Below are 25,130 nucleotides of genomic sequence, written 5' to 3' on the forward strand. Positions count from 1 at the left end.
CAATAAAAAAGCCGAGACATCATTGATGTCTCGGCTTTTTCGTTCATATGTCGTTGCTAACTAGAAGTTCACAAAGAATATTAGTCACCAGCGAACATGTAACCTTCACCGTGAACCGTCACAAAGATTTGTGGGTTCTTAGGGTCGAATTCCATTTTTGCACGCATGCGACGAATCAGTACATCGATCGTACGGTCATTCGGCGCGTCCACTCGGTGGCTGATCATATTGAGAATACGTTCGCGACTTAATACTTGGTTAGGGTAAGAAGACAAAGCCACTAACAGTTCATATTCAGCTTTAGTCAGCTTCACAGGCTCGCCGTTTTTGCTTAGCGCACGACGAGGGATATCAAATGTCCACTCACCGAAACGAACCACAGACTCGTCTGATGTTTCTTCTACCGCGCCTGCTGCCGTTTTACGAGCGGCAGAAATACGCCAAAGTAGGTTTTTAACTCGAACCAATAACTCGCGAAGTTCGAAAGGTTTAGTAACGTAATCGTCTGCGCCCATTTCAAGGCCAACGATTTTGTCGATGCTATCCGTGCGTCCAGTAACTAAAATAATTCCAATGTCTGATTGACTGCGTAATTCGCGAGTTAGCATCAATCCATCTTCGCCTGGTAAGTTGATGTCCAGCATAATGAGGTCAACGTTGTTTTCATCTAACACGTTTCTCATTTGAGCGCCGCTTTCTGCTTCGCTCACTGTGTAACCTTCGTTCTGGAAGTATCCAACCAGTTTACTGCGGGTTACCACATCATCTTCTACGACTAATACGTGATAGCTCATCTACACCACTTTTCTTATTTAATAGTTTCAGTAACTATTCTATTCATAACTAGTAACAATTCTAGTGTTACAGAAGATAAAAGCCAGAAAGATGAATCTTTTTTGATACAAGACAATCTTAAACCTTGCTATTTATCGCCCATCGCAATTCAATATAGGCATTACTACTAACGAGTAACTTTGCGTTTCGCAAATAACCTTGTTATTCAGCCTTGGTGTTTATATCCCAAATCACTTGACGATATTGAGTATACAAACGCCGCAAGACTAAATCAGGATCCAAGAAATGAAAGATACGAAAGCGTTCAACGAGCAAAGAGCAGAAATCTACTGGTGGCTATCAAGCTTATTCGCCAAAGAGCTCACTCAAGAAGAACTCGATCACTACCACTCTGTTGAGATTCGTTCTTTCCTAACTGGTTTAGGTGAAAATGAAACACTAAAGCCATCGATTGATAGCTTAGTTGACGCGCTAAACCGTCTGCAAACACGTGAAGACGCTCAGCTGGAACTGTCTGCTGACTTTTGTGACCTTTTCTTAAAGACAGATAAGCACGGCGCCCTTCCATACGCTTCTATGTACATCGGCGAAACTGGCCTTTTGAATGATAAGCCAGCAAAAGAGATGGAAGATATCATGGCTAAACACAACTTAGTGGTTAACCAAGACCTGAAAGAGCCAGCGGACCACATTGCTATCGAACTCGACTTCCTTGGTAACTTGATCATTCGCTCTAACGAAACAGATCTTGAAGAAGAGCTAGAGAAATCATTTGCTGTTCAACAACAGTTTATCGAGCAACAACTCCTAACTTGGGTACCAAAATTCAACGTTAAATGTCATGACGTTGATGAATTCGGTTTCTACGCTTCAGTCTCATCTCTGCTACTCGCATTCTGTCAGTTGGACACTCAATATTTAGCTGGTGAATAGCTTATTGGGCGACTAAGTAAATAAATTCAGTAGAATGTGACAATTCACCCGGATTTCTGGGTGAATTTTATTGCGAGTAATTTCTAGTCAGTCTAAAATTGTGACCGCAAACGATAAAATATGAAACATTCACGAAATGCTATGCTTATTAAAGTTCAGAGCATTTCGGTGTTAAGACAAGCCGCTCATAGCGGTTTTTTGTTTTTTAGCACTTTAGTACCCAAAGAGCCCTACAAATTTAAGCTCTTAGTTAGGTAGCTTAACGGCTACTTCATTCCGTACTTTGGGAAAGTAGCTTCTAATAGGATAAAACCATGGCCACTATAAAAGATGTCGCTCGCTTAGCCGGCGTATCAACAACAACCGTTTCTCACGTAATCAACAAAACACGTTTTGTTGCAGAAGCGACTCAAGAAAAAGTAAACAAAGCCGTAGATGAACTGAACTATGCACCAAGCGCGGTTGCTCGTAGTTTGAAGTGCAATACAACACGCACTATCGGCATGCTTGTTACTCAATCAACCAACTTATTCTTCTCTGAAGTTATCGATGGTGTTGAGAGCTACTGCTACCGTCAAGGTTACACTTTGATCCTGTGTAACACGGGTGGTATCTATGAGAAGCAACGTGACTACATTCGAATGCTTGCAGAGAAACGTGTAGATGGCATCTTAGTTATGTGTTCAGACCTAACTGAAGAACTAAGAGAGATGTTAGATCGTCACGCTGACATCCCTAAAGTGATTATGGACTGGGGCCCAGAGAGTTCTCAAGCCGACAAGATCATCGATAACTCTGAAGAAGGTGGCTACCTAGCAACCAAATACCTTATTGAGCGCGGTCACTCTAAGATTGCTTGTTTAAGTGGCCACTTAGACAAAGCGGCCTGTGTAGAACGTATCGCAGGTTACAAACGCGCACTCAATGAAGCTAAGATTGCTGCCGATGACAACATGATCATTGAAGGTAACTTCGAGTGTGATACTGCTGTTCTTGCTGCAGAACAAATCGTCGAAATGAAAGATCGCCCAACAGCGGTATTCTGTTTCAACGATACAATGGCGCTGGGCTTAATGAGCCGACTGCAAGAAAAAGGCATCCGTATCCCTGAAGATATTTCAGTGATCGGTTACGACAACATCGAACTGGCTGAGTACTTCTCTCCACCGTTAACAACGGTTCACCAACCTAAACGTCGTGTTGGTAAGAATGCATTCGAGATTTTATTAGAACGCATAAAAGACAAAGATCACGAGAAGCGTGTCTTCGAAATGCATCCTGAGATTGTTGAACGAAGTACAGTTAAAACGTTAAATTAATTGATAAAACGAGTTTTATTTCATTAAGCGCACCTTTGGGTGCGCTTTTTTTATCAACAACTATAATGAACCTATATGCACAACAGAAAGATCATTAATTGAAGCAATATCACATTTTGAAGTAACAAGTGTGAGCCTCATTCAACAAAAACTTTATTCTATTCAATCAGTCACGCACAGGGCAAACCACTTGAAAAAGTGGGACGCAAAGCTTCCGGCCTAAACCACTCGTTGGTATGGTAGCGGGGTTACCGATGGCAAAATGCAGTAACTACTGATAATTTAGTAATTTACAGCCTATTGACAATTTAATTGCAACATTTTGCTAATCTCTCGGACCTGCTTATTTGGTGGCGTAGTTCAAATACACCGAGATAAATAACATGGATAAACCGATACTAAAGGACTCAATGAAGTTATTTGAGCCCCTAGGAAAAATTAAGTCACGCTCAATGTTTGGTGGATTCGGTCTTTTTGCTGATGACACTATGTTTGCTCTGGTTGTTAATGACCAGCTGCATATACGGGCAGACAAATGCACAACGAAGCAATTCGAACAACAAGGGTTTCAACCGTACGTCTACAAAAAACGTGGTTTCCCTGTCGTTACTAAATATTTCGCTTTACCTGAAGGCTTGTGGCAAGACCAAGAGAAGATATTGGAACTTGCAACGACGTCTCTGGGTTTCGCTAAAGAAGAAAAAGCTGAACAGTCTTCTGCTAAGCCGACCCGACTCAAAGATCTGCCGAATCTTCGACTCGCTACTGAGCGTATGTTGAAAAAAGCAGGAATCGATTCCGTTGAACGTTTATATGAATCTGGCTCTGTAAACGCCTTTAACGCCATCAAGGAATCGCATGCGTCCTCTGTCAGTATTGAATTACTGTGGGCGCTAGAAGGTGCGATCAATGGAACACATTGGTCTGTTATACCGCAGCAGCGTCGTGAAGAGCTTATCAATCGCGTCAATTAACTTTGTCAGTTCAAACTACTTATATAACTAAGCCGCATTTTTTGCGGCTTTTTTTATATCTGCTGAAAGTTAATCTATGCTTTGCCTGTCTATCTATACTAATGGTATGCATTGAAAATTAGAGGAAGTATCAATGAGTAAGAAAATGATATTGGGTATTGTGTTGGTCGTAACCATCATCTTGTTAGGCGTCAATTTTGGCCAATACCTAACGCTTGAAAACGCCAAGGCCCAACAAGCCGTTTTGAATGACTACATTGACAGCAACTTTATTGCCGCCGCTGCTATCTATTTTGTCGCGTACGTAATGATCACTGCTTTCTCTATTCCTGGAGCTGCGGTTGTCACGCTTTTAGGGGCTGCACTGTTTGGCTTCTGGAACAGTTTGCTACTGGTATCTTTCGCAAGCGCTATTGGTGCGACCCTTGCCTTCCTGAGTAGCCGTTACCTGTTACGTGATTGGATCCAAACCAAATTTGGTGACAAATTAGCGACAATTAACAAGGGCGTAGAAAAAGACGGGGCATTTTACTTATTCTCGCTTCGCCTAATTCCTGTATTCCCGTTTTTCCTTATCAATCTACTGATGGGTTTAACCCCAATGTCGGTTTCTCGTTACTACATTACGAGCCAGATAGGCATGCTACCTGGTACTGCTGTTTTCTTGAATGCTGGTACTCAACTCGCAGAAATTGATTCACTTTCAGGTATCGTTTCACCTTCAGTACTACTATCGTTTGCATTGTTGGGTGTATTCCCAATTATTGCCAAATGGTTGATGAGCAAGTTTCGCTCAGCACCAGTCGCTGACTAACGTATATAGCTAACTAACACCTAAAGCCGAATAAGGTTCTATCTCAATGAAAATCTTCAGTGCATCGAATCCAACAGAAGCCCATATCATCTGTGGATTGTTAGAAAGTGAGAATATTGCGTGTGAAGTCCGTGGTGAAGGTTTGTTTGGTTTAAAGGGGGAAATCCCATTTACCGAAGAAACTGACCCTTACGTATGGTTATATGAGCCAGAATTGGCCAGTAAAGCCCGTACGATTGTCAATGACTACCAAAAACAGCAAGATTCGATCATCTATGAAGAGTGGCGTTGTGGTGAGTGCCATGAAGTCAATGAAGCACAATTCGGTTCTTGTTGGCAGTGTGGCGCAGCCTCTCCTGAATAATACCTCACGACAACAACCTGAGATTAAGCCAGATACCTCCTCTAAATAAAAACGGGAAGCTAACTTAGCTTCCCGTTTTTATTTCAATTCTATTCTATTCAATCATTAGCGTAGATGACTGACTTAAAAATCACTGGATTTGTTTTTGGATAAACTCGATAGAATGTTGATTGAATTCTTCAGGGTTTTCAACATTACACACGTGACCGCAGTTTGCGATTTCAACCAGTTCACTCGACTCATGCGCCTCAACCATTTCTTTAACGGGCTTGATGAACATGTAGTCACGCTCTCCCATCAAGTAGAGAGTTGGGATTGGTAGCTCTCTATCTTTGAAATACTTCATCAGAGGGTTTACATCAGCCGTCAGGATGAACCAACGTTTAAACTCTTTTTGACAAAGCTTTTTAGCTTCGCGGATAAACAAGTGACGCGATTCTTTCTGGCTTTTTTGCGGCATTACAATGTAAGCAAATAGGCTGTACAGCCACATGTAAGGAATGATGTGCTTACTCAGGTTACCGAGTTTGACCAATACTTGCGAACGAGTGTTGAGTTTGGTTACCGCCCCACCAAGTACCATTGAGCGAACACGGCCTGCTGCTAGCTCTGCAACGTTACGAACAATAATCGTACCAAGAGACATGCCCACGAAGTGTGCAGAACGGATTTTGAGGTGATCTAACACTTTAAGAATATCGAGCGTGACCGATTTGAACGTATAGCGATTCGAAATCAGCTCTTTAAGTATGTTGTCTGATTTACCATGCCCTCTCAGGTCAATGAGAAGCAAGTTGAAGTGCTGCTTATACGCTTTGATCTGCTTAAACCAGATAGAGGAGCTGCCTCCTGCGCCATGCACAAATACAACCCACTCATCGCTCGTAGGGTGAGTAAATGTTTTATGAAATAATAAACTCTCAGACATACCTATCGCTTTAATTATTAAAATGGAGCTATGCCTCATCACGAGGCGATGACTAAGGATATCACGCAATTAAGAACTTTAAGTGATAATAGTGTCAAACCTGTCATTAGTCATGTGAATACCAACCTCATCTTTTCTACCTGACTAAAATGAGTTTGCAAGCTTTGTCTTTGTAAACGTGATGTGATCTGACCAGAAAACAAAAAGGCACCCTATGATTAGAGCGCCTCTTTCATTAAAGAAAATTGCCGTACATCCGCTAATTTTAGAAGCTAAAACAGAGCGCTAAAATGCAGAGTGATACATCGCAAGATACTCTTTTGCGGCATCTTCCCAACTAAAATCTTTCTGCATAGCATAAAGCTGAACACGCTTAATTTCAGATGGGTTTTGTGCATAAAGCAGTAATGAACGATGCAGTACAGCCAATAACGCTTGCGGCGTCGGCTCTTCAAAAGCAAATCCAGTTGCTACCTCAGGATCCTGATCGTAATCATTCACACTGTCTTTTAAACCACCCACAGAACGAACAATCGGTAAAGTACCGTAAGCCATACTGTAGATCTGGTTTAAACCACAAGGTTCGAATTCGGAAGGCATCAAGAAGAAATCGGAGCCCGCTTCAACCAAGTGCGCTAGCTCGTTGTTGTATGCTTCTACGAACGAGAACTTGTCTGAGTGACGTGCCGATAGTTCTTTCAACTGACTCGCCAACACCGGATCGCCTGTTCCTACAATCACGATCTGAAGATCGTTCTTCAAAAACTGCTCAATGATAGGCAATAAGTAATGCACGCCTTTTTGATTCGTCAGACGACAAACCATGCCATACACAGCGCAATCGATAACTGGCAGGCCAACATCTTGTTGCAGTTTTTGCTTACAGGCTGACTTTCCGCGAACCATGCTGTGCTTGGTTGCTTTGTATTTACGAGGCAAGAAAGCATCTGTTTCAGGGTTCCAAGCGCCGTAATCACAGCCATTCAGAATACCGACTAAGTCAGAAGACCTGTGTTGAAACTCTGCCGCCATACCATGGCTGCCAAGCTCAGTTTTGAGCTCTTCTGCATAGGTTGGGCTTACTGCATTCACTTTGTCTGCACACATCACACCGGCTTTTAGCATGGTGACATGAGTATCACTTACCGAAGCTTCTGGAACATTGTGGCTGTGCATCTCAGGAAGAGACTGCAACTCATCGTAAGAGAACACACCTTTGAAAACCGCATTGTGAATTGAGATAACACTGCGTGTATTTTCAAAGAAGTCGTGCTGTTGGTAACGCGATTTAAGCAAGAAAGGCACAAAGCCAGTATGCCAGTCGTTCGCGTGAATGATATCAGGTTGGAAACCAAGTTTTGGAAGCATATCGAGGCATGCGGCGCTGAAGAGCGAGAAGCGCTCCCCATTATCAGCGTAAGCTTGATTATTTTCTGCGTACATTTCTGGACGGTCAAAATACTTGGCACATTCAATACCAAAGACTTGAACGCCTTCTACACTCAGTTTTTTTACTTGATAAGCGGTATGAGGCCAATGGTCGAGCTCAGTCGCTAAGATGACTTCTGCTGAATCAATGTTTGGGATGTTGCGATAAGCGGGGATGGTCACTCGAACGTCCTGTTCGAGTGTTTGTAACGCTTTCGGCAGTGCCTTGGCTACATCAGCCAAGCCACCACTTTTAATCAAGCCTTCAACTTCAGACGCTACAAAAAGTACCGAGAGAGTCTTAGTAACCAACTCGTGCTCCTTTAGGAATAACTACTACACCATCGTCAGAGACGTGGTAATGCTTTTTATCTTCTTTCAGGTTTACGCCGATCTGAGTACCCGGTGCGATGTCTGCATCTTTATCAACGATAACACGACGAAGTACACAGCCCTCGCCCACTTTCACGTCGCCCAATAAGATACTTTCGCTAATATCACACGCTGATGCGATATTGCTGCGGAAACCCAATACACACTTCTCAATACGAGAACCGCGCACGTAACTACCGTTACACACCAAGCTGTCGATGATCTGAACACGGCCATTTGCCGAATCCGTAAACGTCGCAGGTGGTAATGGCGGGTAATAAGTATGTAGTGGCCACTTGCGGTTGTATAGTGAGAATGGCGCATCTTTTTCAAGAAGGTCCATGTGAGCTTGCCAGTACGCGTCAATCGTACCTACATCGCGCCAGTAAACTTCTTCTTTCTCACCAGTAATACGGTTGGTGCTGAAGTCGTAAACAAACACATCACCGCGTGGAACCATGTTTGGAATGATGTCTTTGCCGAAGTCGTGCGTCGAATCTTCTTTATCTGCGTCTTCAACCAGCTCAGCGAAAAGTTCGTTTGCTTCAAATACGTAGTTACCCATAGAAACAAGCGCAGATTCTGGGTCACCCGGAATTGATTTAGGGTTCGCTGGTTTTTCTTCAAAACCAATCATACGACCTTCCGCATCCACTTCGATAACACCAAACTCTGATGCTTCAGCAAGCGGCATACGCAGTGCAGAAACCGTTAGTGCAGCTTTCTTTTCTTTGTGGAAATCAAGCATCTGCTTAATGTCCATTTTGTAAATATGATCTGAACCAAAAATACAAACTTGATCTGGTTCTTCCAACTGCATGAAGCGAAGGTTTTGATAGATAGCATCCGCAGTACCTTCATACCAACGCTTACCCGTACGCATTTGCGCAGGAATTGGGTCGATAAAACGGTCTGTTATGCCACTGATATTCCAACCTTTTTTCATATGGTGGAACAGAGATTGTGACTTGAATTGTGTTAATACATAGATCTTCATAAGATCAGCATTAACGAAGTTGTTCAAAGCGAAATCAATTAAGCGGTAGCTACCACCGAAAGGAACCGAGGGTTTGCTGCGAGATTCAGTTAAAGGTCTTAAGCGAGAGCCTTCACCACCAGCAAGAATCATTCCCAATACACCAGCCATTTTATTCTCCATATATTTATAGCTTGTCGATGTCAGTGCTCGTAGAGGTATCTTCCTCTGGGGGATGAGCACCAACACTTATTTCGGTACTTAGCGAATATCCATTCACATACAGTGACAATATCCTAAGCCAAACGTTGTTGTCCGTGCACTATTCTTTGCACTTGGTTTTATATACGTTATCGACTTTCCTGCCGATTTCAATTTTTAATACGCCATTCTGTGCTACGTAAGCTGATTGCTTTCCTAAGACTTAAAGCAGCTCACATTACACCGTCTGAGCGAAACATTACATTAACACCGGACACACATCAGGTATACAACTAAACACTGATCTGTGACTTACAATATTTTAATTAAGTTACATTCTCGTTAAAGTTGCATAAGAAGATTTGATTAATTGCTGTCATTTATTTTGCAGTATGAATTTAATAAATTCTCGCAGACGAAACACAAACTCAACAGGTTGCATAATTAGTCATATTGAGATCAAAAAAAAGCAGCCAGTGGCTGCTTTTTTAATCGATTAATCTTCAGTTACTTTTCTTTGGGCTTTTTACGTTTATCCGTAACTTCCCATTTACCGTCGATATACAGAGCAGTCCAACCAGATGGTTTTCCATCTACTTCAGTACGAACGTAGTTTTCTTTTGTCTTACGACTAAAACGAACCACTGCCGGCTTACCATCAGGGTCAGCAACTGGTGCTGACGTCAGGTACTGGAACTTAGGTGAAATACGGTCTTTAAAACGAACTAGCTCTTCCACTAATGGTGCACGTGTTTCACGTGATTTAGGGAAATTGCTCGCCGCCATAAACAGACCAGAAGCTCCGTCACGAAGCACGAAGTACGCGTCTGAGTTTTCACATGGAAGCTCAGGGAAGTGCACAGGGTCTTCTTTTGGTGGCGCAACTTCGCCATTCTTCAGAATCTTACGAGTGTTCTTACAATCGTCATTGGTACAATCCATGTACTTACCGAAGCGACCGTTCTTTAGAACCATGTCAGAGCCACATTTGTCACACTCAACAAGCGGACCATCATAGCCTTTCACTTTGAACTCGCCATGCTCAACCACATAACCTTCACAGTTAGGGTTGTTACCACATACGTGCATCTTACGCTTATCATCAATCAGATAAGCATCCATTGCCGTTTCACAGATAGGACAACGTTTCTTAGCTCGAAGTGCTGCTGTTTCAACGTCTTCTTCAAGCACGTTGATAATGCCTTCTTCGTCACCAAGGTTGATTGTTGTCTTACAACGCTCTTTTGGTGGAAGTGCATAGCCAGAACAGCCTAGGAATACGCCTGTCGAAGCAGTACGGATACCCATCTTACGACCACAAGTCGGACACTCGATATCAGTTTCTACGATGTGGTTTGGCTTCATGCCACCCGCATCTTCGTCAAGATCCGCTTTTTCCAAGTCGCCAGTAAAATCTTCGAAGAAGTTATCCAGCACACCTTTCCAGCTAGCTTCGCCTTCAGCAATTTGGTCTAACTTTTGCTCCATACGAGCCGTAAAGTCATAGTTCATTAAGTCATTGAAACTGCCATCTAGACGGTCAGTAACAATCTCACCCATCTTCTCAGCATAGAAACGGCGTTGTTCTACTTTCACGTAACCACGATCTTGAATCGTCGAAATGATCGATGCATACGTTGAAGGACGGCCAATACCACGTTTCTCAAGCTCTTTAACAAGCGCTGCTTCAGTAAAGCGAGCTGGTGGCTTAGTAAAGTGCTGTTTAGGGTCTAGGGCAATCAGGTCAAGCTTATCGCCAATCTGCACTGCTGGAAGAATCGTGTCTTCGTTTTTACCCATTGGGCGTTGAACGCGAGTCCAACCATCAAACTTAAGGATACGACCTTTCGCTTTTAGCGTGTATTCGTCAGCCTTAACGCTCACTGTTGTTGAATCGTATTGAGCTGGTGTCATTTGACAAGCAACAAATTGATTCCAAATCAGCGAATAAAGCTTGTGTGCGTCTGCGTCTACGCCGTTTAGGTCTTCCGACTTAACATCTACACTTGAAGGACGAATCGCTTCGTGAGCCTCTTGAGCGCCCTCTTTGCTGCCGTATGCCAGTGCTTTCGGTGGAAGATATTGAGCACCGAACTCAGAACCAATGTATTCACGAGCAGCTTCTACCGCTTCTGAACTCAAGTTGGTCGAGTCAGTACGCATATAAGTAATGTAACCCGCTTCATACAGGCGTTGAGCCAGCATCATGGTTTTCTTTACGCCGTAACCAAGACGCGTACTCGCCGCTTGTTGCAGCGTCGAGGTAATGTAAGGTGCAGACGGCTTACTCTTCGTTGGGCGGTCTTCACGTTTACATACTTCGTATTGCGCTTTTTCTAAAACACTAACCGCAGCTTGAGTCTGCGCTTCATTTTCAGGTTTAAACGCAACACCGTCTTTCTGTGCAACTTGCAGTCTGAAGTCGGTTTTTTCTGCTGTTTTGGTATCAGCATGCACATCCCAGAACTCTTCAGGGATAAAGGCATTGATCTCGCGCTCACGCTCTACCAATAGTTTTACAGCTACTGATTGAACACGGCCAGCGGATAGGCCTCGTGCTACTTTCTTCCAAAGCAGAGGTGACACCATAAAGCCAACAACACGGTCCATAAAACGTCGTGCTTGCTGTGCGTTTACACCATCAATATTTAGCTCACCTGGAGTTTCGAAAGCTTGTTGAATAGCATTCTTAGTGATTTCGTTAAAAACCACTCGCTTGTATCGCGTTTCATCGCCACCGATGATCTCACGAAGGTGCCATGCGATAGCTTCTCCTTCGCGGTCCAAATCGGTTGCGAGATAAACATGGTCTGCGTTCTCAGCCAGTTTTTGCAATTCAGCAACGACTTTTTCTTTACCAGGTAGTACTTGGTAGTTCGCTTCCCACTCTTTATATGGGTTGATACCCATTTTTTTGATAAGAGCTTTGCGATCTTTTTCTTTCTTGATACGAGCTTTTTCTTCTGGGCTCATACCCTTTGTTGAAACTGCAGCAGCCTTTTTACCAGTACTTTGACCAGCCGTTGGTAAATCACGTACGTGACCTACACTCGACTTAACGACAAAGTCTTTGCCAAGGTATTTATTGATAGTTTTAGCCTTGGCCGGCGACTCCACTATAACGAGCGATTTACCCATATTGACTCTAACGTCCTTAATCACGATGCTTCAGCACCAACAATTTAACTTGTGGGCTTTTACGCATGATATTCTAAATTCATTGCTTCTTTTTTTACTATTGTGCGAGATTACTAGAAGATCAACCGCTTTTTTCAAAATTGGATCTGATCGCTCGACAATTCGACGACTCATAGATAAAAGGGGCACAATATAAAGAAGCTATAAAGTACTCATTAAGAATACTTGCAAGAGCCTATTCATCAGGCATTACGTCTAAACGGGCTCATACTAAGCTTGTCCGCGAATCTAACGCGAGCCCCATTCAATTATTTTTGCCGTAAATCACAAAATAAATTGTGGATATCCGAAAAGACTCTCTTAATCGGTTGTGAAATCATTGAATTTCTAGTTCGACACCATAAACTCAACGTTATATTCAGTTATCAGAGATAAACTCATGACAAAGAAAGTAATAGCAGAATTTGATTTACTGCTTATCGCAAACCAAATTATCCAATCACATGATGACTACATTGAAGGCATGCGCACAAACAGCGTAGTAGAGAAAGACGATGTACTCATCTTCAAAGGTGAATACTTCCTAGACAGCAATGGAATGCCGACAGAGAATACAACCGCAGTGTTTAACATGTTTAAATACTTAGCGCACCATCTTTCGAAAGAGTTTACGCTTCAGCAATAATTAAAAAGCTTGCCATTTAGGCAAGCTTTTTTACTTCCTGAACCTTTATATACTTCGTATTTTATTGACTCAGCATTTTCAGCTTGTCGAAGTAATCAGGGAATGTCTTTGACGTACAACCAGGATCATTAATGGTCACAGGCGTGTCACTCAAAGCAACTAGAGAGAAACACATCGCCATGCGGTGATCATCATACGTATCAATCGCCGCGTGTGTCAGTTCAGCAACTGGGTTAACGATGATGTAATCTTCACCCTCTTCAACCTCAGCACCGACTTTACGTAATTCGGTTGCCATCGCAGCCAAACGGTCAGTCTCTTTCACACGCCAGTTGTAGACGTTACGGATAGCCGTTGTGCCTTTCGCAAACAGAGCCGTTGTCGCAATAGTCATCGCAGCATCAGGAATATGGTTATAGTCCATATCAATGCCTTTCAGCTCACCACAACGAGAGATAACGTAGTCATCACCCCATTCGATTTCAGCACCCATTTTTTCAAGGGCATCAGCGAATTGGATATCACCTTGGATACTGTTTTTACCAATACCCGTCACCTTGATCTCACCGCCTTTAATCGCTGCTGCCGCAAGAAAATAAGAAGCAGAAGATGCATCGCCTTCAACTAAGAAGTCACCCGGAGCTGTGTAAGATTGACCAGTCGGAATCACGAACTCTTGGTAATCGTTATTGATCACGTCCACACCAAATTGTTTCATGATGTGTAGCGTGATATCAATGTAAGGTTTAGAAACCAATTCACCGTCAATTTTGATGGTCACTTCGCCGTCAGCTAACGGTGCTGCCATCAAAAATGCCGTCAAAAACTGGCTAGAAATAGAACCGTCGATTGAAACCGTCCCACTCTTAAGACCAGTACCTGTGATCTTCAGTGGTGGGTAGTTTTCGTTTTCTAGATATTCGACTTCAGCGCCGGCTTCTCGTAGTGCCGTTACTAAGTGACCAATCGGACGCTCTTTCATACGAGGCTCGCCTGTCAGAACGTATTCACCACGGCCTAAACACAATGCTGCAGCAAGCGGGCGCATCGCCGTACCTGCATTACCTAAGAAAAGTTCAAGGGCTTTATCGCTTGAGAATGCACCACCAACACCTGTTACTTCACAAACAGTTTTGTCAGCAGACAGCTGATAATTAACACCTAGTTGAGTCAAGGCATTCAGCATATGACGAATGTCATCACTGTCTAGCAAGTTTGTTAGGCGAGTCGTTCCAGTTGAAAGTGCAGCCAAAAGAAGTGCACGGTTAGAAACACTTTTTGAGCCAGGTAGGTTAACTTCCCCACTCACTTTTTGAATTGGTTGTAACGTAAGGCTTTCCATTAAATCTTATAGTCCTTGTACCACCCGAAGTCACTGGCGCGTATTTATTTTCGGGTGATGAATAATTCTTCGTACTTGCAGACTAACGAACTTTTCCGACGAACTCCAGAGCTAATCCCCCTTATAAAGGTGATTAATTAGCCAATCAATCGTATTTACATACTAGTACACTAGATCAACACGTACACCATCGGAAAAATAGAGAATTCGCACATCGTCGCCTCGGTTAAACAACATCGAGTTATCGACATCTTGGATGATGTTAACCAGCTTGTTGTCTTTGGTTTTGACCAATAACTCGACAAGTTTGTACTCGATTTTATATTGTGTATTGCCTCGATTTCGAGCAATCCCTGCACCAGCCACGGCACCAACAGCCGTCGCTACTTCTTTGCCGGTACCACCACCAAACTGGTTACCGATCAAACCGCCGATCGCAGCACCCAATAAGGTTTCCCAACCATTCGCTTTCGATTCAACGATCTCTTGTTGAGTGATGTATCTAACCGTATCGATCTCACCATAAACGACTTCGTTCACTGGTCGAGCTTCGTTTCTGTTGTAAGCTGCATTTGCCAACATGGGCAAAACAAGTAAAATCCAAAGCAACTTCTTCATGGTAAAACTCCTAAAGACCTCTTGGTCAGTGATTAATCTGTAACGCGGTACTTATGACTATATACCTAACCGAACTTGATACTACTAGTATAGAGTTTCCTTCGCCCTTCGACGCGCTTGATGAACCCAACGGTCTGCTCGCCTTTGGCGGTGACTTGTCACCAATGCGAATTTTAAATGCTTATAGCCAAGGTATATTTCCATGGTATGGCCCAGGTGAGCCTATACTTTGGTGGAGCCCAGCACCGCGAGCGGTATTTAATCCTAAGACATTTGAACCGTCAAAAAGTCTTAAAAAGTTTCAAAGAAAACACAATTATCGTGTCAGCATAAACCAAGCGACTGACAAAGTGATTGGTTACTGCTCGTCACTAAGGCCGGAAGAAGAAACGTGGCTGAACAATGACATGCAGTCAGCCTATTGCGAACTTGCTTCATTAGGATTCTGTCATTCCGTTGAAGTGTGGCAAGGCGATGAGCTGATCGGCGGGCTTTATGGCTTACAAAGAGGCCAAGTCTTTTGCGGTGAATCGATGTTTAGCTTGAAGACCAATGCCTCTAAAATTGCGCTATGGTACTTTTGTGAACACTTTACCCGATTCGGAGGCAAGCTCATCGATTGCCAAGTTATGAACCCTCACTTGGAATCCTTAGGCGCTATCGAGGTCGAGAGAGATGAATTTCTGAGCTCTCTACAGTTACTTAAAGAAACGCCCGTTGACGATGCATGCTTTGAAACCCAATGGCTAGAGGAAACGCCTTAATGAATCCAGATTTACAACAAATCAGAATTGGATTAACAGACAATCACGCTTGCAGCTACTTACCTCACCTCGAAGAAAGAGTGGCAGTCACGCTTGATGAACACATGCACACCTCAGATAACTATGAAGTTCTACTTGCCAACGGGTTTCGTCGTAGCGGTTCAACGATCTATAAGCCACATTGCGATAATTGCTCAGCGTGCCAAGCCATTCGTCTTTCTATTCCAGAAGTTAAGTTTTCTAAGAGCCAACGACGGGTTCTCAACAAGGCGAAATCACTTCGTTGGGAACTGAAAGACACGATGGATGATAATTGGTTTGATTTATATAGTCGCTATATTACCGCTCGCCATCGTTCGGGAACCATGTATCCACCAAAGAAAGAAGAGTTTCTACAATTCTCACAAAATGAGTGGCTTACAACAAAGTTCATGCATATCTATGACGAGAACAAGTTAATCGGAATCGCGGTGACCGATGTTATGGCTCATAGCACCAGCGCGTTTTATACCTTCTTCGATCCTGATATTGAATTATCCATGGGAACACTTGGTGTTCTATTCCAGATCCAACATGCCCAGAAAGAGCAAAAACAGTGGTTATATTTGGGTTATCAAATCGATGAATGCCCTGCGATGAACTATAAAGTACGATTTCAACGTCATCAAAGGCTAGTAAATCAGCGGTGGCAAGGGTAGAATACGCGACAACTTTACATATTTTGATTTTAACGGCACAATCAAGCCGTTGAAAACCGCCAAATTTCGAAAGAGGATTAGATGGCTAAAGAAGACGTAATCGAGATGCAAGGCACTGTCCTTGATACTCTACCAAACACAATGTTCCGTGTTGAGCTTGAAAACGGTCACGTAGTGACAGCACACATCTCTGGTAAAATGCGTAAGAACTACATCCGTATTCTTACTGGTGATAAAGTAACTGTTGAGATGACTCCATACGACCTTTCTAAAGGCCGCATCGTCTTCCGTGCTCGTTAATTATTAATTAGCGAATACAATAAGAAGCGGAGCTCAATGCTCCGTTTTTTATCGCCTGAACATTGCCCCTTTAACAAAACCTTTCCGTCGCATCTCGCATCTCGCATCTCGCATCTCGCATCTCGCATCTCGCATCTCGCATCTCGCATCTCGCATCTCGCATCTCGCATCTCGCATCTCGCATCTCGCAAGCATAAAAAAACGCACAACCTAAGTCATGCGTTTATAGTTAAGCTTTTGAGCTATTCATCAATTGGTTAATGCATAACCTCTTCCTTCGCACCAACATAGATAAAGTCAAGTTCGTCTTTCTTCAGAGAGACTTTAACCGTACCGCCATCAACCAAGCTACCGAACAGCAATTCATTCGCAAGAGGCTTCTTAAGCTTCTCTTGAATCACACGTCCCATAGGGCGAGCGCCCATGGTCTTGTCGTAGCCTTTGTCTGCCAACCAGTGACGAGCATCTTCAGAAACTTCTAAAGATACACCACGTGCGTCCAGTTGAACCTGAAGCTCAACGATGAACTTGTCGACTACTTGGCTAATCACGCTTGGATCCAAGCTGTTGAACCAGATGATGTTATCAAGACGGTTACGGAATTCAGGAGTAAACACCTTCTTAATTTCGCCCATCGCATCTGGCGCATGATCTTGTTGGATCAGACCGATCGATTTCTTCTCAGTTTCAGCAACACCAGCGTTGGTTGTCATCACTAAGATCACGTTACGGAAATCCGCTTTACGGCCGTTGTTATCAGTTAGTGTACCGTTATCCATCACCTGCAGTAACAGGTTGAAGATATCTGGGTGCGCTTTTTCGATCTCATCAAGTAACACAACAGAGTGTGGGTTCTTGATTACCGCGTCCGTCAGAAGGCCACCTTGGTCATAACCAACATAACCTGGAGGAGCACCGATTAGACGGCTCACTGAATGACGTTCACCGTACTCAGACATATCAAAGCGCAGCAGTTCAATACCCATCAGTTTAGACAGTTGAACCGTAACCTCGGTTTTACCCACACCAGTAGGACCAGCAAATAGGAATGAACCAACAGGTTTATTGTCTGCACCTAGTCCTGCACGAGTTAGCTTGATCGCCTCGCTCAATACATCGATAGCTGGGTCTTGTCCGAATACCAACATTTTCATGCGGTCATCCAGTTTCTGCAGCGTATCTTTGTCTGAAGACGATACTGACTTCTCAGGAATACGTGCCATTTTCGCAACCATTGACTCAATATCAGCCACACTTACCGTTTTCTTACGACGGCTTGCTGGTGCTAAACGACTACGAGCGCCTGCTTCATCAATTACATCAATCGCCTTATCAGGCAGGTGACGTTCGTTAATGTATTTAGCAGACAGTTCCACAGCCGCACGCAACGCTTTGTTGGTGTAACGAACTTCGTGGTGAGCTTCGTATTTTGGCTTAAGACCAATCAGAATCTTAGTCGTGTCATCTAATGATGGTTCAACAATATCAATTTTCTGGAAACGACGAGATAGCGCACGCTCCTTCTCAAAAATACTGCTGTACTCTTGGTAAGTTGTTGAGCCAATGCAACGTAATTTACCGCTGCTTAATAGCGGCTTAATTAAGTTTGCGGCATCAACCTGGCCGCCCGATGCAGCACCCGCACCAATAATGGTATGGATTTCATCGATGAATAGGATCGCGTCTTCTTCTTTCTCTAGTTGTTTAAGAATCGCTTTAAAACGTTTCTCAAAGTCACCACGATACTTAGTACCCGCAAGCAGTGAACCAATATCTAAAGAGTAAATCACGCTGCTTTGAATAATTTCAGGTACTTGACCTTCAACGATACGCCATGCAAGACCTTCAGCGATGGCAGTTTTACCTACACCCGCTTCACCCACTAGTAGAGGGTTATTCTTACGACGACGACATAGAACTTGAATAGTACGCTCAAGCTCTTTGTCACGACCAATTAGAGGGTCAATATTACCCTGCTTCGCAACTTCGTTAAGGTTAGTCGCGAAATTTTCTAAACGGTCTTCGGAATTCGCTTCTTCAGCATTTTCTGCACCACCAAATGAATCTGATGATGAAGCACTATCGCCTTCGTTGCTGGCTTTAGTAATGCCGTGTGAGATGAAGTTAACGATGTCTAAGCGACTGATGTCGTTTTTCTTAAGAAGATACGCCGCGTGAGACTCTTGCTCACTAAAAATAGCCACAAGTACGTTTGCACCTGTTACTTCGCTGCGACCTGAAGATTGAACATGAAAAACAGCGCGCTGAAGTACTCTTTGAAAGCTCAATGTTGGCTGAGTTTCACGAGTTTCGTCGCTTTCAGGGATAAGCGGGGTCGTTTGATCGATAAAAATATCGAGCTCATTGCGAAGAGCATCGAGATCAGCCTGACAAGCTTGGAGCGCTTCCTTGGCCGCATCATTTTCTAATAATGCTAGTAGGAGGTGTTCGACAGTCATAAACTCATGTCGCTTGTCTCGCGCACGAGCAAATGCGCCATTTAAACTCGACTCTAATTCTTTATTTAGCATAAGTACCTCCTAAGGGAACAACAGTGTTGTTCGAGCAATTTATACTTGCTCCATTGTACATAGTAGCGGATGCTCATTTTCCTTTGAGTACATCGTGACCTGCGCTACCTTTGTTTCCGCTATTTCAGCACTGTACGTGCCGCATATAGCTTTACCTTCATAATGAACCTTGAGCATCACTTCCGTTGCTTTTTCGATATCTAGTGAGAAGAATCGCTCTAGGATCTCGATTACAAAGTCCATGGGCGTGTAGTCATCGTTATTTAACACAACGTTATACATTGCCGGTGGCTTTACTTTTGTTGCTTCTTTCTCCAGTAAATCTGAGCCTGGAGATGCCCATTCAAAGTTTCTGCTCATATCGCTTTGCTAAGGGTTATTTTTCGGAAGTCGTGAGTGTTTGCCTAATTCAAATTTACCACATTCACGCTTTACGGTGTACTAAGAAACTGCACCGAGAAACAGTACCAAAAAATATTCCTCTATACTGAGCCTAATCCACCATTTCCATCGCTGCAAATAAAAGATCTCGATTAACAGGATTAACATATGTGATTGATTAAAAAGACGCCATAACTATTGACACTGACGATAAGATCACCGCTAAGTTACTATTTAGTTAATAGTTTGCAGTTAATCTCGAATGTGATTTGTTATTAAATTTGATCAATTTTATACCAATTTGCTATTGACTGTGCTCAATCATTAGCTACATTGGAGCTAAAAGGTTTTTTAATACATTTTTGCAACATGATTTAAAACCAGTAACACGCTTTAAAACTTAACAATAAGGAATAATTACGCAGGGTAGCGTTAATTTCCGTAAGCAATGTATGAGATTCAAGCTATCAGCTGAAATTCTTTAGGTGATAGGAATGATATCAATCTGACTTACAACAATTGATATAACAACGTTAGTAACAAAATGCATGAGGGATGTATAGCATGGCTACAGGTACAGTAAAATGGTTTAACAATGCCAAAGGGTTTGGCTTTATTTGTCCAGAAGGTGAAGACGGCGATATTTTCGCGCACTACTCCACAATACAAATGGAAGGTTATCGAACCTTAAAGGCTGGTCAGCAGGTCGACTATGAAGTAGAAAGTGGACCTAAAGGCTCGCACGCTAGCTCTGTTGTTCCTGTAGAAGGCAGCGCCGCAAAATAGGCGAATGCCAACTCATGTTGACCTCCATATGTCGTAATTAACGGCTGACAGGTAAACAGAATATTGAAACCGCTCATTTAATACCTGTAATACAGGATTACGTGAGCGGTTTTTTCGTTTTGAGAGTTCTAAGATTGCCCACTAAACAATGAGTTCGAGGATGTGTTCCTATTAAGTTAGGTCTTAGGCGGATAACAAAAGAACAAAAAAAGACGCTTTAACATTATCGTTAAAGCGTCTCTCGTTTTGACTTTATCTATTACTTAGCCATCCGACTAAAGCAATTCGTTAACAAATCACTTTCTTGACTTACTAACGATGAGTCCCATCACTATGCATCAATAAATGCGTTTAGTGTTGAGCTTGGGCGCATTAGTGTTGAAACCAGTGCATCATCAAGTAGGTAGTAACCACCTAAATCACCCGCAACACCTTGCGCGTTGTTCAACTCAGCAACAATCGCTTCTTCACTTTCAGCCAGTTGGCTCGCAACACCCGCGAACTCCGCAGCTAGGTCAGCATCAACCGTTTGCTCTGCAAGCGCTTTAGCCCAATAAGCTGCTAGGTAGTAGTGGCTGCCACGGTTATCAAGCTCACCCACTTTACGTGAAGGTGACTTGTTGTTGTCTAGGAATTCACCCGTTGCTTTATCAAGTGCGTCAGCTAGAACTTGTGCTTTAGCGTTACCAGTTACTACGCTTAAGTGCTCTAGTGATGCAGCTAATGCTAAAAACTCACCCAGAGAATCCCAACGAAGGTGGTTCTCTTTCTCTACTTGTTGCACGTGCTTTGGAGCAGAACCGCCAGCACCTGTTTCAAACAGACCACCACCGTTCATTAGAGGAACAATCGATAGCATCTTAGCTGATGTACCAAGTTCTAGAATTGGGAACAAGTCAGTTAGGTAATCACGCAATACGTTACCTGTAACTGAAATAGTATCTAAACCTTCCTTGATACGAACTAATGAGTATTGAGTTGCTTCTAGCGGAGCAAGAATCTTAAGTTCAAGACCATCTGTATCGTGTTCAGGAAGGTAAGCTTCTACTTTCTTAATAAGCTCTGCATCATGTGCACGAGAAGCATCTAGCCAGAATACAGCTGGAACACCTGTAGCACGAGCGCGCGTTACCGCAAGCTTAACCCAGTCTTGAATCGGTGCGTCTTTAACCTGACACATACGGAAGATATCGCCTTCCTCTACGTCTTGCTCAAGAAGTACTGCGCCAGAAGCATCAACCACTTGAACCTGACCAGCAGCTTCTAGGATGAAAGTCTTATCGTGAGAACCGTACTCTTCTGCTTTTTGAGCCATCAGACCAACGTTTGGTACGCTACCCATGGTTGTTGGGTCGAATGCACCGTTCTCTTTACAGAAATCAATGACCGCTTGGTAGATGCTCGCGTAGCTGCGATCTGGGATCATTGCTTTGGTATCTTTTTGTTTACCTTCTGGATCCCACATTTGACCTGAAGAACGCAGCATTGCCGGCATAGATGCATCAACAATGATATCGCTTGGTACGTGTAGGTTGGTAATACCACGATCCGAATCAACCATCGCTAGTGGTGGTTGTGTCTCGTATACCGCTTGCAGGTCAGCTTCGATTACTTCTTTTTGATCTTGAGGAAGCGCTGCAATCTTCGCGTAGACATCACCGATGCCGTTATTTACATCAACACCTAACTCTTCAAACAACTGACCGTGTTTCGCGAATACGTCTTTGTAGTAAACCTTAACCGCGTGACCGAAGATCACTGGGTCAGATACTTTCATCATCGTCGCTTTCATGTGAAGAGAAAGCAGTACACCTTGCTCTTTAGCCGATGCGATCTCTTTTTCGAAGAACGCAACCAAAGCAGCTTTGTTCATTACTGATGCGTCGATGATTTCTTTATCTTGCAATGCAAAAGCTGGCTTAAGTGTTTTCTTAGCGCCATCTTTACCTACAAACTCGATGCTAACTTCAGTAGCACCTTCGATTGTTGTCGATTTCTCGCTACCAAAGAAATCTTTGTCGTCCATGCTTGAAACGTGAGACTTAGAATCTGCAGACCAAGCACCCATTGAGTGTGGGTTTTTCTTTGCGTAGTTTTTAACTGAAAGTGGTGCACGACGGTCAGAGTTACCTTCGCGCAGTACTGGGTTTACAGCACTGCCTTTGATCTTGTCGTAAGTCGCTTTTACTGCTTTTTCTTCGTCAGTGTTTGCTTCTTCTGGGTAGTTAGGAAGTGCGTAGCCTTTTGACTGTAGCTCTTTGATGGTTGCTTGAAGTTGAGGTACAGATGCAGAGATGTTTGGAAGCTTGATGATGTTTGCTTCTGGTGTCTTAGCCAATTCACCTAGTTCTGCTAATGCATCACCAATACGTTGCTCTTCATTCAAGTAGTCAGGGAAGTTGGCAATAATGCGCCCTGCAAGTGAAATGTCGCGAGTATCAACGTCAATACCAGAAGAAGCCGTAAAAGATTGAATGATTGGCAGCAAAGAATAAGTTGCTAGTGCCGGAGCTTCGTCTGTAATGGTATAGATGATAGTTGGTTTTTCAGTAGGCATGAAATTTCCCTATAGTTCTGACAAGCTCACTTAAAATAGTGAGAATGTTATAAATTGACCAGTAAGCTACTCTATGAGTGAAAACTGCTTACTCGATAGTCGTACTCTACCTTATTTTTCATGCAATCTAATGACAGCATGAACCAAATCCGTGAGTGCGTTGTTATAATAAAACACGTAGGTATAATTAAACAAATCAGGCTTAAGAGTCCATAAACTTGTTCTATTTTGTGTCTTTTAGGCGCGCAAATGATAGCTCAATTCCGTTTCAGTGAAAACTTTTCAGCACACTTCGTTTACATTTTTGCAAGGTAGTTAACATGTCTACTCGCTCACGCAGCGCATCTCGTTCAGACAAACCGGCTCGTTCTGGCGCCACATTAAAACAAAGCGGCAACAGACAAGGCCGAAACGGTGGTAAAAATAACACTGGTAATTCGCATAAGAAATCGCACTCAAGTAAACACAGATACAAAGCGAAACCTGCGAACGCAAAACCTAAAATTGCACTCGAAGATCGCAAGGTTATTTTGTTCAACAAGCCATTCGATACCTTAAGCCAATTCACTGATGGAGAAGGCAGAAAAACACTGGCTGATTTTATTCCAGTTAAAGATGTTTATGCCGCGGGCCGACTTGATCGTGACAGCGAAGGGTTATTGGTCTTGACCAACGATGGCATATTTCAAGCTAAGCTGACTCAGCCGAACTCAAAATCATCGAAGACTTACTGGGTGCAGGTTGAAGGTGCACCTTCTGAGGAAGATTTAGATAAATTGAGAAAAGGTGTCGAACTAAAAGACGGCATGACGCTGCCCGCAGAAGTGGAAGTCATGTCCGAGCCTACTGTTTGGGAAAGAACCCCTCCAGTAAGGTTTAGAGCTGCGATACCAACAACCTGGTTAGCGATTACTATCATCGAAGGACGTAACCGTCAGGTTAGACGCATGACAGCAAATATCGGCTTCCCTACCCTGCGCCTTATTCGCTATTCAATGGGAGACATGAACGTAGGTCAGCTTCAGCCTGGTGAGTGGAAAGAGATTTAAAGTCTAAATACCGAGAATATAAAAATGGCCGCTAGTTTGAGCGGCCATTTTTATATGCGTTGACAAATATCAGACACAAAAAAGCCAGTCATAAGACTGGCTTTTACAGCGTTACTTAACTAAGAGTTAGACTATTAGAAGTAGTAGTAAGCAGCTGCGAATACGTGAGTTTCTTCATCAACGTTAGAGAAACCAGAGTCTAGCTCTTGTTTGATATCGATACCCATGTCTACTTTGTCGCTTAGAGTGTACATAGCAGCAACGTTCATGTAAGACTGGTCGATGTCAGAAGCAACGTTAGATTCTGTTGTGTTCGTTGCGTAACCAGCAGCAAGAGTAAGCTGTTCAGTTAGAGCGTAACCAGCAGAAGCATAGAAGCCTGTTAGTTTAAGGTCAGTTGTATTGTCTTCAACACCAACTTTACCGTCATCGATCCAAGCGTTAAGACCTAGTTTTAGTTTGTCTAGAGTTACGTTACCAGAAACAGTAGTTACTGTGTAATCAGAATCTTCGCGCGCTTCGTAACCAGCGTAGATGTTGAACATCTCTTGCTCTACACCAATGTAACCATTGTAGCCGATTTCGCCTTTATCACGGTTGTCGTCTGTATCGAAAACAGAGATACCGTAAGCGATACCTGAAGTAGCACCTTGGAATTTAGCTACATTGAAGCCATCAGAAGCATCACCAGCTGAAGCACCAAATTCGTAAGTGAAGTCACCAGCGCCGTCTACTTTATCTAGAGCAGTATCGTTTTCCCAACCTAGAGAGATAACACCTGCGTCAGTAGTAAAACCTAACCATGCTTTATCTACGTCTGTATTTGGGCCAGATTGGATGTCAACTTTTTGCTCATCTGAGCTGTAGTTTAGCTCTAGGTCTGTTTCAAAGTAACCAACCCAACGGTTGTTTTTGTAGCTAATAGCAAGAGTTAGAGCTGTAGCCCAATCATCGTAGAATGCTTTAGTACCAGTGTCGTAGTAACCACCAACACCCCATGCACCAGATACAGAAAACTGATCTTTATGCATGTCATCAAATTCAAAAACTGGCTTAGAGTTTTGAGAACTTGTTTCAACTGCGAATGCAGAAGTTGATACCGCTGCGATAGCTAGCGCTAATAGAGTCTTTTTCATAATAAATCCACTGCCTTTTCTAAGAATGGGAGATCCTTGCC

At 43.2% G+C, this 25,130-nt stretch carries 22 protein-coding genes and 1 riboswitch; of the genes, 11 read left to right on the forward strand and 11 right to left on the reverse strand.

Annotated features, from left to right (window positions below; all coding sequences use genetic code 11):
- Window positions 1–80: 80 nt before the first annotated feature.
- Window positions 81–794 (reverse strand): two-component system response regulator TorR, encoded by a 714-nt coding sequence (gene torR, locus L0992_10520; protein ID XGB66154.1) that lies wholly within the window; start codon window positions 792–794, stop codon window positions 81–83.
- 286 nt (window positions 795–1,080) lie between these two features.
- On the opposite strand from torR, the gene torD reads away from it, so the two are divergent.
- The 5 genes from torD to L0992_10545 all read left to right on the forward strand — a co-directional run bounded on the left by torD (window position 1,081) and on the right by L0992_10545 (window position 5,199).
- On the forward strand, window positions 1,081–1,728 hold the full coding sequence (gene torD, locus L0992_10525; GenBank protein ID XGB66155.1) for a molecular chaperone TorD: 648 nt from the start codon (window positions 1,081–1,083) through the stop codon (window positions 1,726–1,728).
- Between the two features lie 314 nt (window positions 1,729–2,042).
- On the forward strand, window positions 2,043–3,047 hold the full coding sequence (gene purR / locus L0992_10530; protein XGB66156.1) for an HTH-type transcriptional repressor PurR: 1,005 nt from the start codon (window positions 2,043–2,045) through the stop codon (window positions 3,045–3,047).
- Window positions 3,048–3,217: 170 nt separating this feature from the next.
- Window positions 3,218–3,303: riboswitch (cyclic di-GMP riboswitch) on the forward strand.
- Window positions 3,304–3,430: 127 nt separating this feature from the next.
- On the forward strand, window positions 3,431–4,021 hold the full coding sequence (locus L0992_10535; GenBank protein ID XGB66157.1) for a TfoX/Sxy family DNA transformation protein: 591 nt from the start codon (window positions 3,431–3,433) through the stop codon (window positions 4,019–4,021).
- A gap of 133 nt (window positions 4,022–4,154) precedes the next feature.
- Window positions 4,155–4,835: a TVP38/TMEM64 family protein gene (locus L0992_10540; GenBank protein XGB66158.1), complete on the forward strand. Its 681-nt coding sequence runs from the start codon at window positions 4,155–4,157 to the stop codon at window positions 4,833–4,835.
- Between the two features lie 46 nt (window positions 4,836–4,881).
- Window positions 4,882–5,199: a DUF2007 domain-containing protein gene (locus tag L0992_10545; GenBank protein ID XGB66159.1), complete on the forward strand. Its 318-nt coding sequence runs from the start codon at window positions 4,882–4,884 to the stop codon at window positions 5,197–5,199.
- A 130-nt stretch (window positions 5,200–5,329) separates the two neighbouring features.
- Here L0992_10545 and L0992_10550 read toward each other — a convergent pair whose 3' ends face one another.
- The 4 genes from L0992_10550 to topA form a co-directional block, all read right to left on the reverse strand.
- The gene (locus L0992_10550; protein XGB66160.1) at window positions 5,330–6,127 is read right to left on the reverse strand and encodes an alpha/beta hydrolase; all 798 of its coding nucleotides are present in this window, start codon (window positions 6,125–6,127) and stop codon (window positions 5,330–5,332) included.
- A 285-nt stretch (window positions 6,128–6,412) separates the two neighbouring features.
- Window positions 6,413–7,867 (reverse strand): glycogen synthase GlgA, encoded by a 1,455-nt coding sequence (glgA, locus tag L0992_10555; GenBank protein ID XGB66161.1) that lies wholly within the window; start codon window positions 7,865–7,867, stop codon window positions 6,413–6,415.
- A complete protein-coding gene (gene glgC, locus L0992_10560; protein ID XGB66162.1) occupies window positions 7,857–9,074 on the reverse strand; it encodes a glucose-1-phosphate adenylyltransferase in 1,218 nt (405 codons plus the stop codon). Before glgC ends, glgA begins: the two co-directional genes overlap by 11 nt.
- A gap of 537 nt (window positions 9,075–9,611) precedes the next feature.
- Entirely contained in the window at window positions 9,612–12,242 is a 2,631-nt protein-coding gene (gene topA, locus L0992_10565) for a type I DNA topoisomerase (GenBank protein XGB66163.1), read from the reverse strand.
- Between the two features lie 439 nt (window positions 12,243–12,681).
- Here topA and L0992_10570 point away from each other — a divergent pair, with 439 nt between their 5' ends.
- Window positions 12,682–12,927, forward strand: a complete 246-nt coding sequence (locus tag L0992_10570; GenBank protein XGB66164.1) for a YciN family protein — start codon at window positions 12,682–12,684, stop codon at window positions 12,925–12,927.
- Between the two features lie 61 nt (window positions 12,928–12,988).
- Here L0992_10570 and aroA read toward each other — a convergent pair whose 3' ends face one another.
- A complete protein-coding gene (aroA, locus tag L0992_10575) occupies window positions 12,989–14,269 on the reverse strand; it encodes a 3-phosphoshikimate 1-carboxyvinyltransferase (GenBank protein XGB66165.1) in 1,281 nt (426 codons plus the stop codon).
- 162 nt (window positions 14,270–14,431) lie between these two features.
- A complete protein-coding gene (locus tag L0992_10580; protein ID XGB66166.1) occupies window positions 14,432–14,887 on the reverse strand; it encodes a glycine zipper 2TM domain-containing protein in 456 nt (151 codons plus the stop codon).
- A gap of 53 nt (window positions 14,888–14,940) precedes the next feature.
- On the opposite strand from L0992_10580, the gene aat reads away from it, so the two are divergent.
- The 3 genes from aat to infA all read left to right on the forward strand — a co-directional run bounded on the left by aat (window position 14,941) and on the right by infA (window position 16,649).
- Window positions 14,941–15,651 carry a leucyl/phenylalanyl-tRNA--protein transferase gene (aat, locus tag L0992_10585; protein ID XGB66167.1) on the forward strand — a complete coding sequence of 237 codons (711 nt, stop codon included), beginning with the start codon at window positions 14,941–14,943 and terminating at the stop codon, window positions 15,649–15,651.
- Window positions 15,651–16,349 (forward strand): arginyltransferase, encoded by a 699-nt coding sequence (locus L0992_10590; GenBank protein XGB66168.1) that lies wholly within the window; start codon window positions 15,651–15,653, stop codon window positions 16,347–16,349. The genes aat and L0992_10590 overlap by 1 nt, the downstream gene beginning before the upstream one ends.
- Before the next feature lie 81 nt (window positions 16,350–16,430).
- On the forward strand, window positions 16,431–16,649 hold the full coding sequence (gene infA / locus L0992_10595; protein ID XGB66169.1) for a translation initiation factor IF-1: 219 nt from the start codon (window positions 16,431–16,433) through the stop codon (window positions 16,647–16,649).
- 257 nt (window positions 16,650–16,906) lie between these two features.
- Here infA and clpA read toward each other — a convergent pair whose 3' ends face one another.
- Window positions 16,907–19,180, reverse strand: coding sequence for an ATP-dependent Clp protease ATP-binding subunit ClpA (clpA, locus tag L0992_10600; protein ID XGB66170.1), 2,274 nt, complete (start codon window positions 19,178–19,180; stop codon window positions 16,907–16,909).
- A 39-nt stretch (window positions 19,181–19,219) separates the two neighbouring features.
- On the reverse strand, window positions 19,220–19,540 hold the full coding sequence (clpS, locus tag L0992_10605) for an ATP-dependent Clp protease adapter ClpS (protein XGB66171.1): 321 nt from the start codon (window positions 19,538–19,540) through the stop codon (window positions 19,220–19,222).
- Window positions 19,541–20,125: 585 nt separating this feature from the next.
- Here clpS and cspD point away from each other — a divergent pair.
- Entirely contained in the window at window positions 20,126–20,347 is a 222-nt protein-coding gene (gene cspD / locus L0992_10610; protein ID XGB66172.1) for a cold shock domain-containing protein CspD, read from the forward strand.
- A 331-nt stretch (window positions 20,348–20,678) separates the two neighbouring features.
- On the opposite strand, the gene L0992_10615 is transcribed toward cspD, so the two are convergent.
- The gene (locus L0992_10615; protein ID XGB66173.1) at window positions 20,679–22,904 is read right to left on the reverse strand and encodes an NADP-dependent isocitrate dehydrogenase; all 2,226 of its coding nucleotides are present in this window, start codon (window positions 22,902–22,904) and stop codon (window positions 20,679–20,681) included.
- Between the two features lie 320 nt (window positions 22,905–23,224).
- On the opposite strand from L0992_10615, the gene L0992_10620 reads away from it, so the two are divergent.
- Window positions 23,225–23,953 (forward strand): pseudouridine synthase, encoded by a 729-nt coding sequence (locus L0992_10620; protein ID XGB66174.1) that lies wholly within the window; start codon window positions 23,225–23,227, stop codon window positions 23,951–23,953.
- 134 nt (window positions 23,954–24,087) lie between these two features.
- Here L0992_10620 and L0992_10625 read toward each other — a convergent pair whose 3' ends face one another.
- The gene (locus L0992_10625; GenBank protein XGB66175.1) at window positions 24,088–25,089 is read right to left on the reverse strand and encodes a porin; all 1,002 of its coding nucleotides are present in this window, start codon (window positions 25,087–25,089) and stop codon (window positions 24,088–24,090) included.
- Between the last annotated feature and the right edge of the window lie 41 nt (window positions 25,090–25,130).

The sequence above is a fragment of the Vibrio pomeroyi genome (assembly GCA_041879425.1).
In the GTDB taxonomy this organism is placed as follows: Bacteria; Pseudomonadota; Gammaproteobacteria; order Enterobacterales; family Vibrionaceae; genus Vibrio; species Vibrio pomeroyi_A.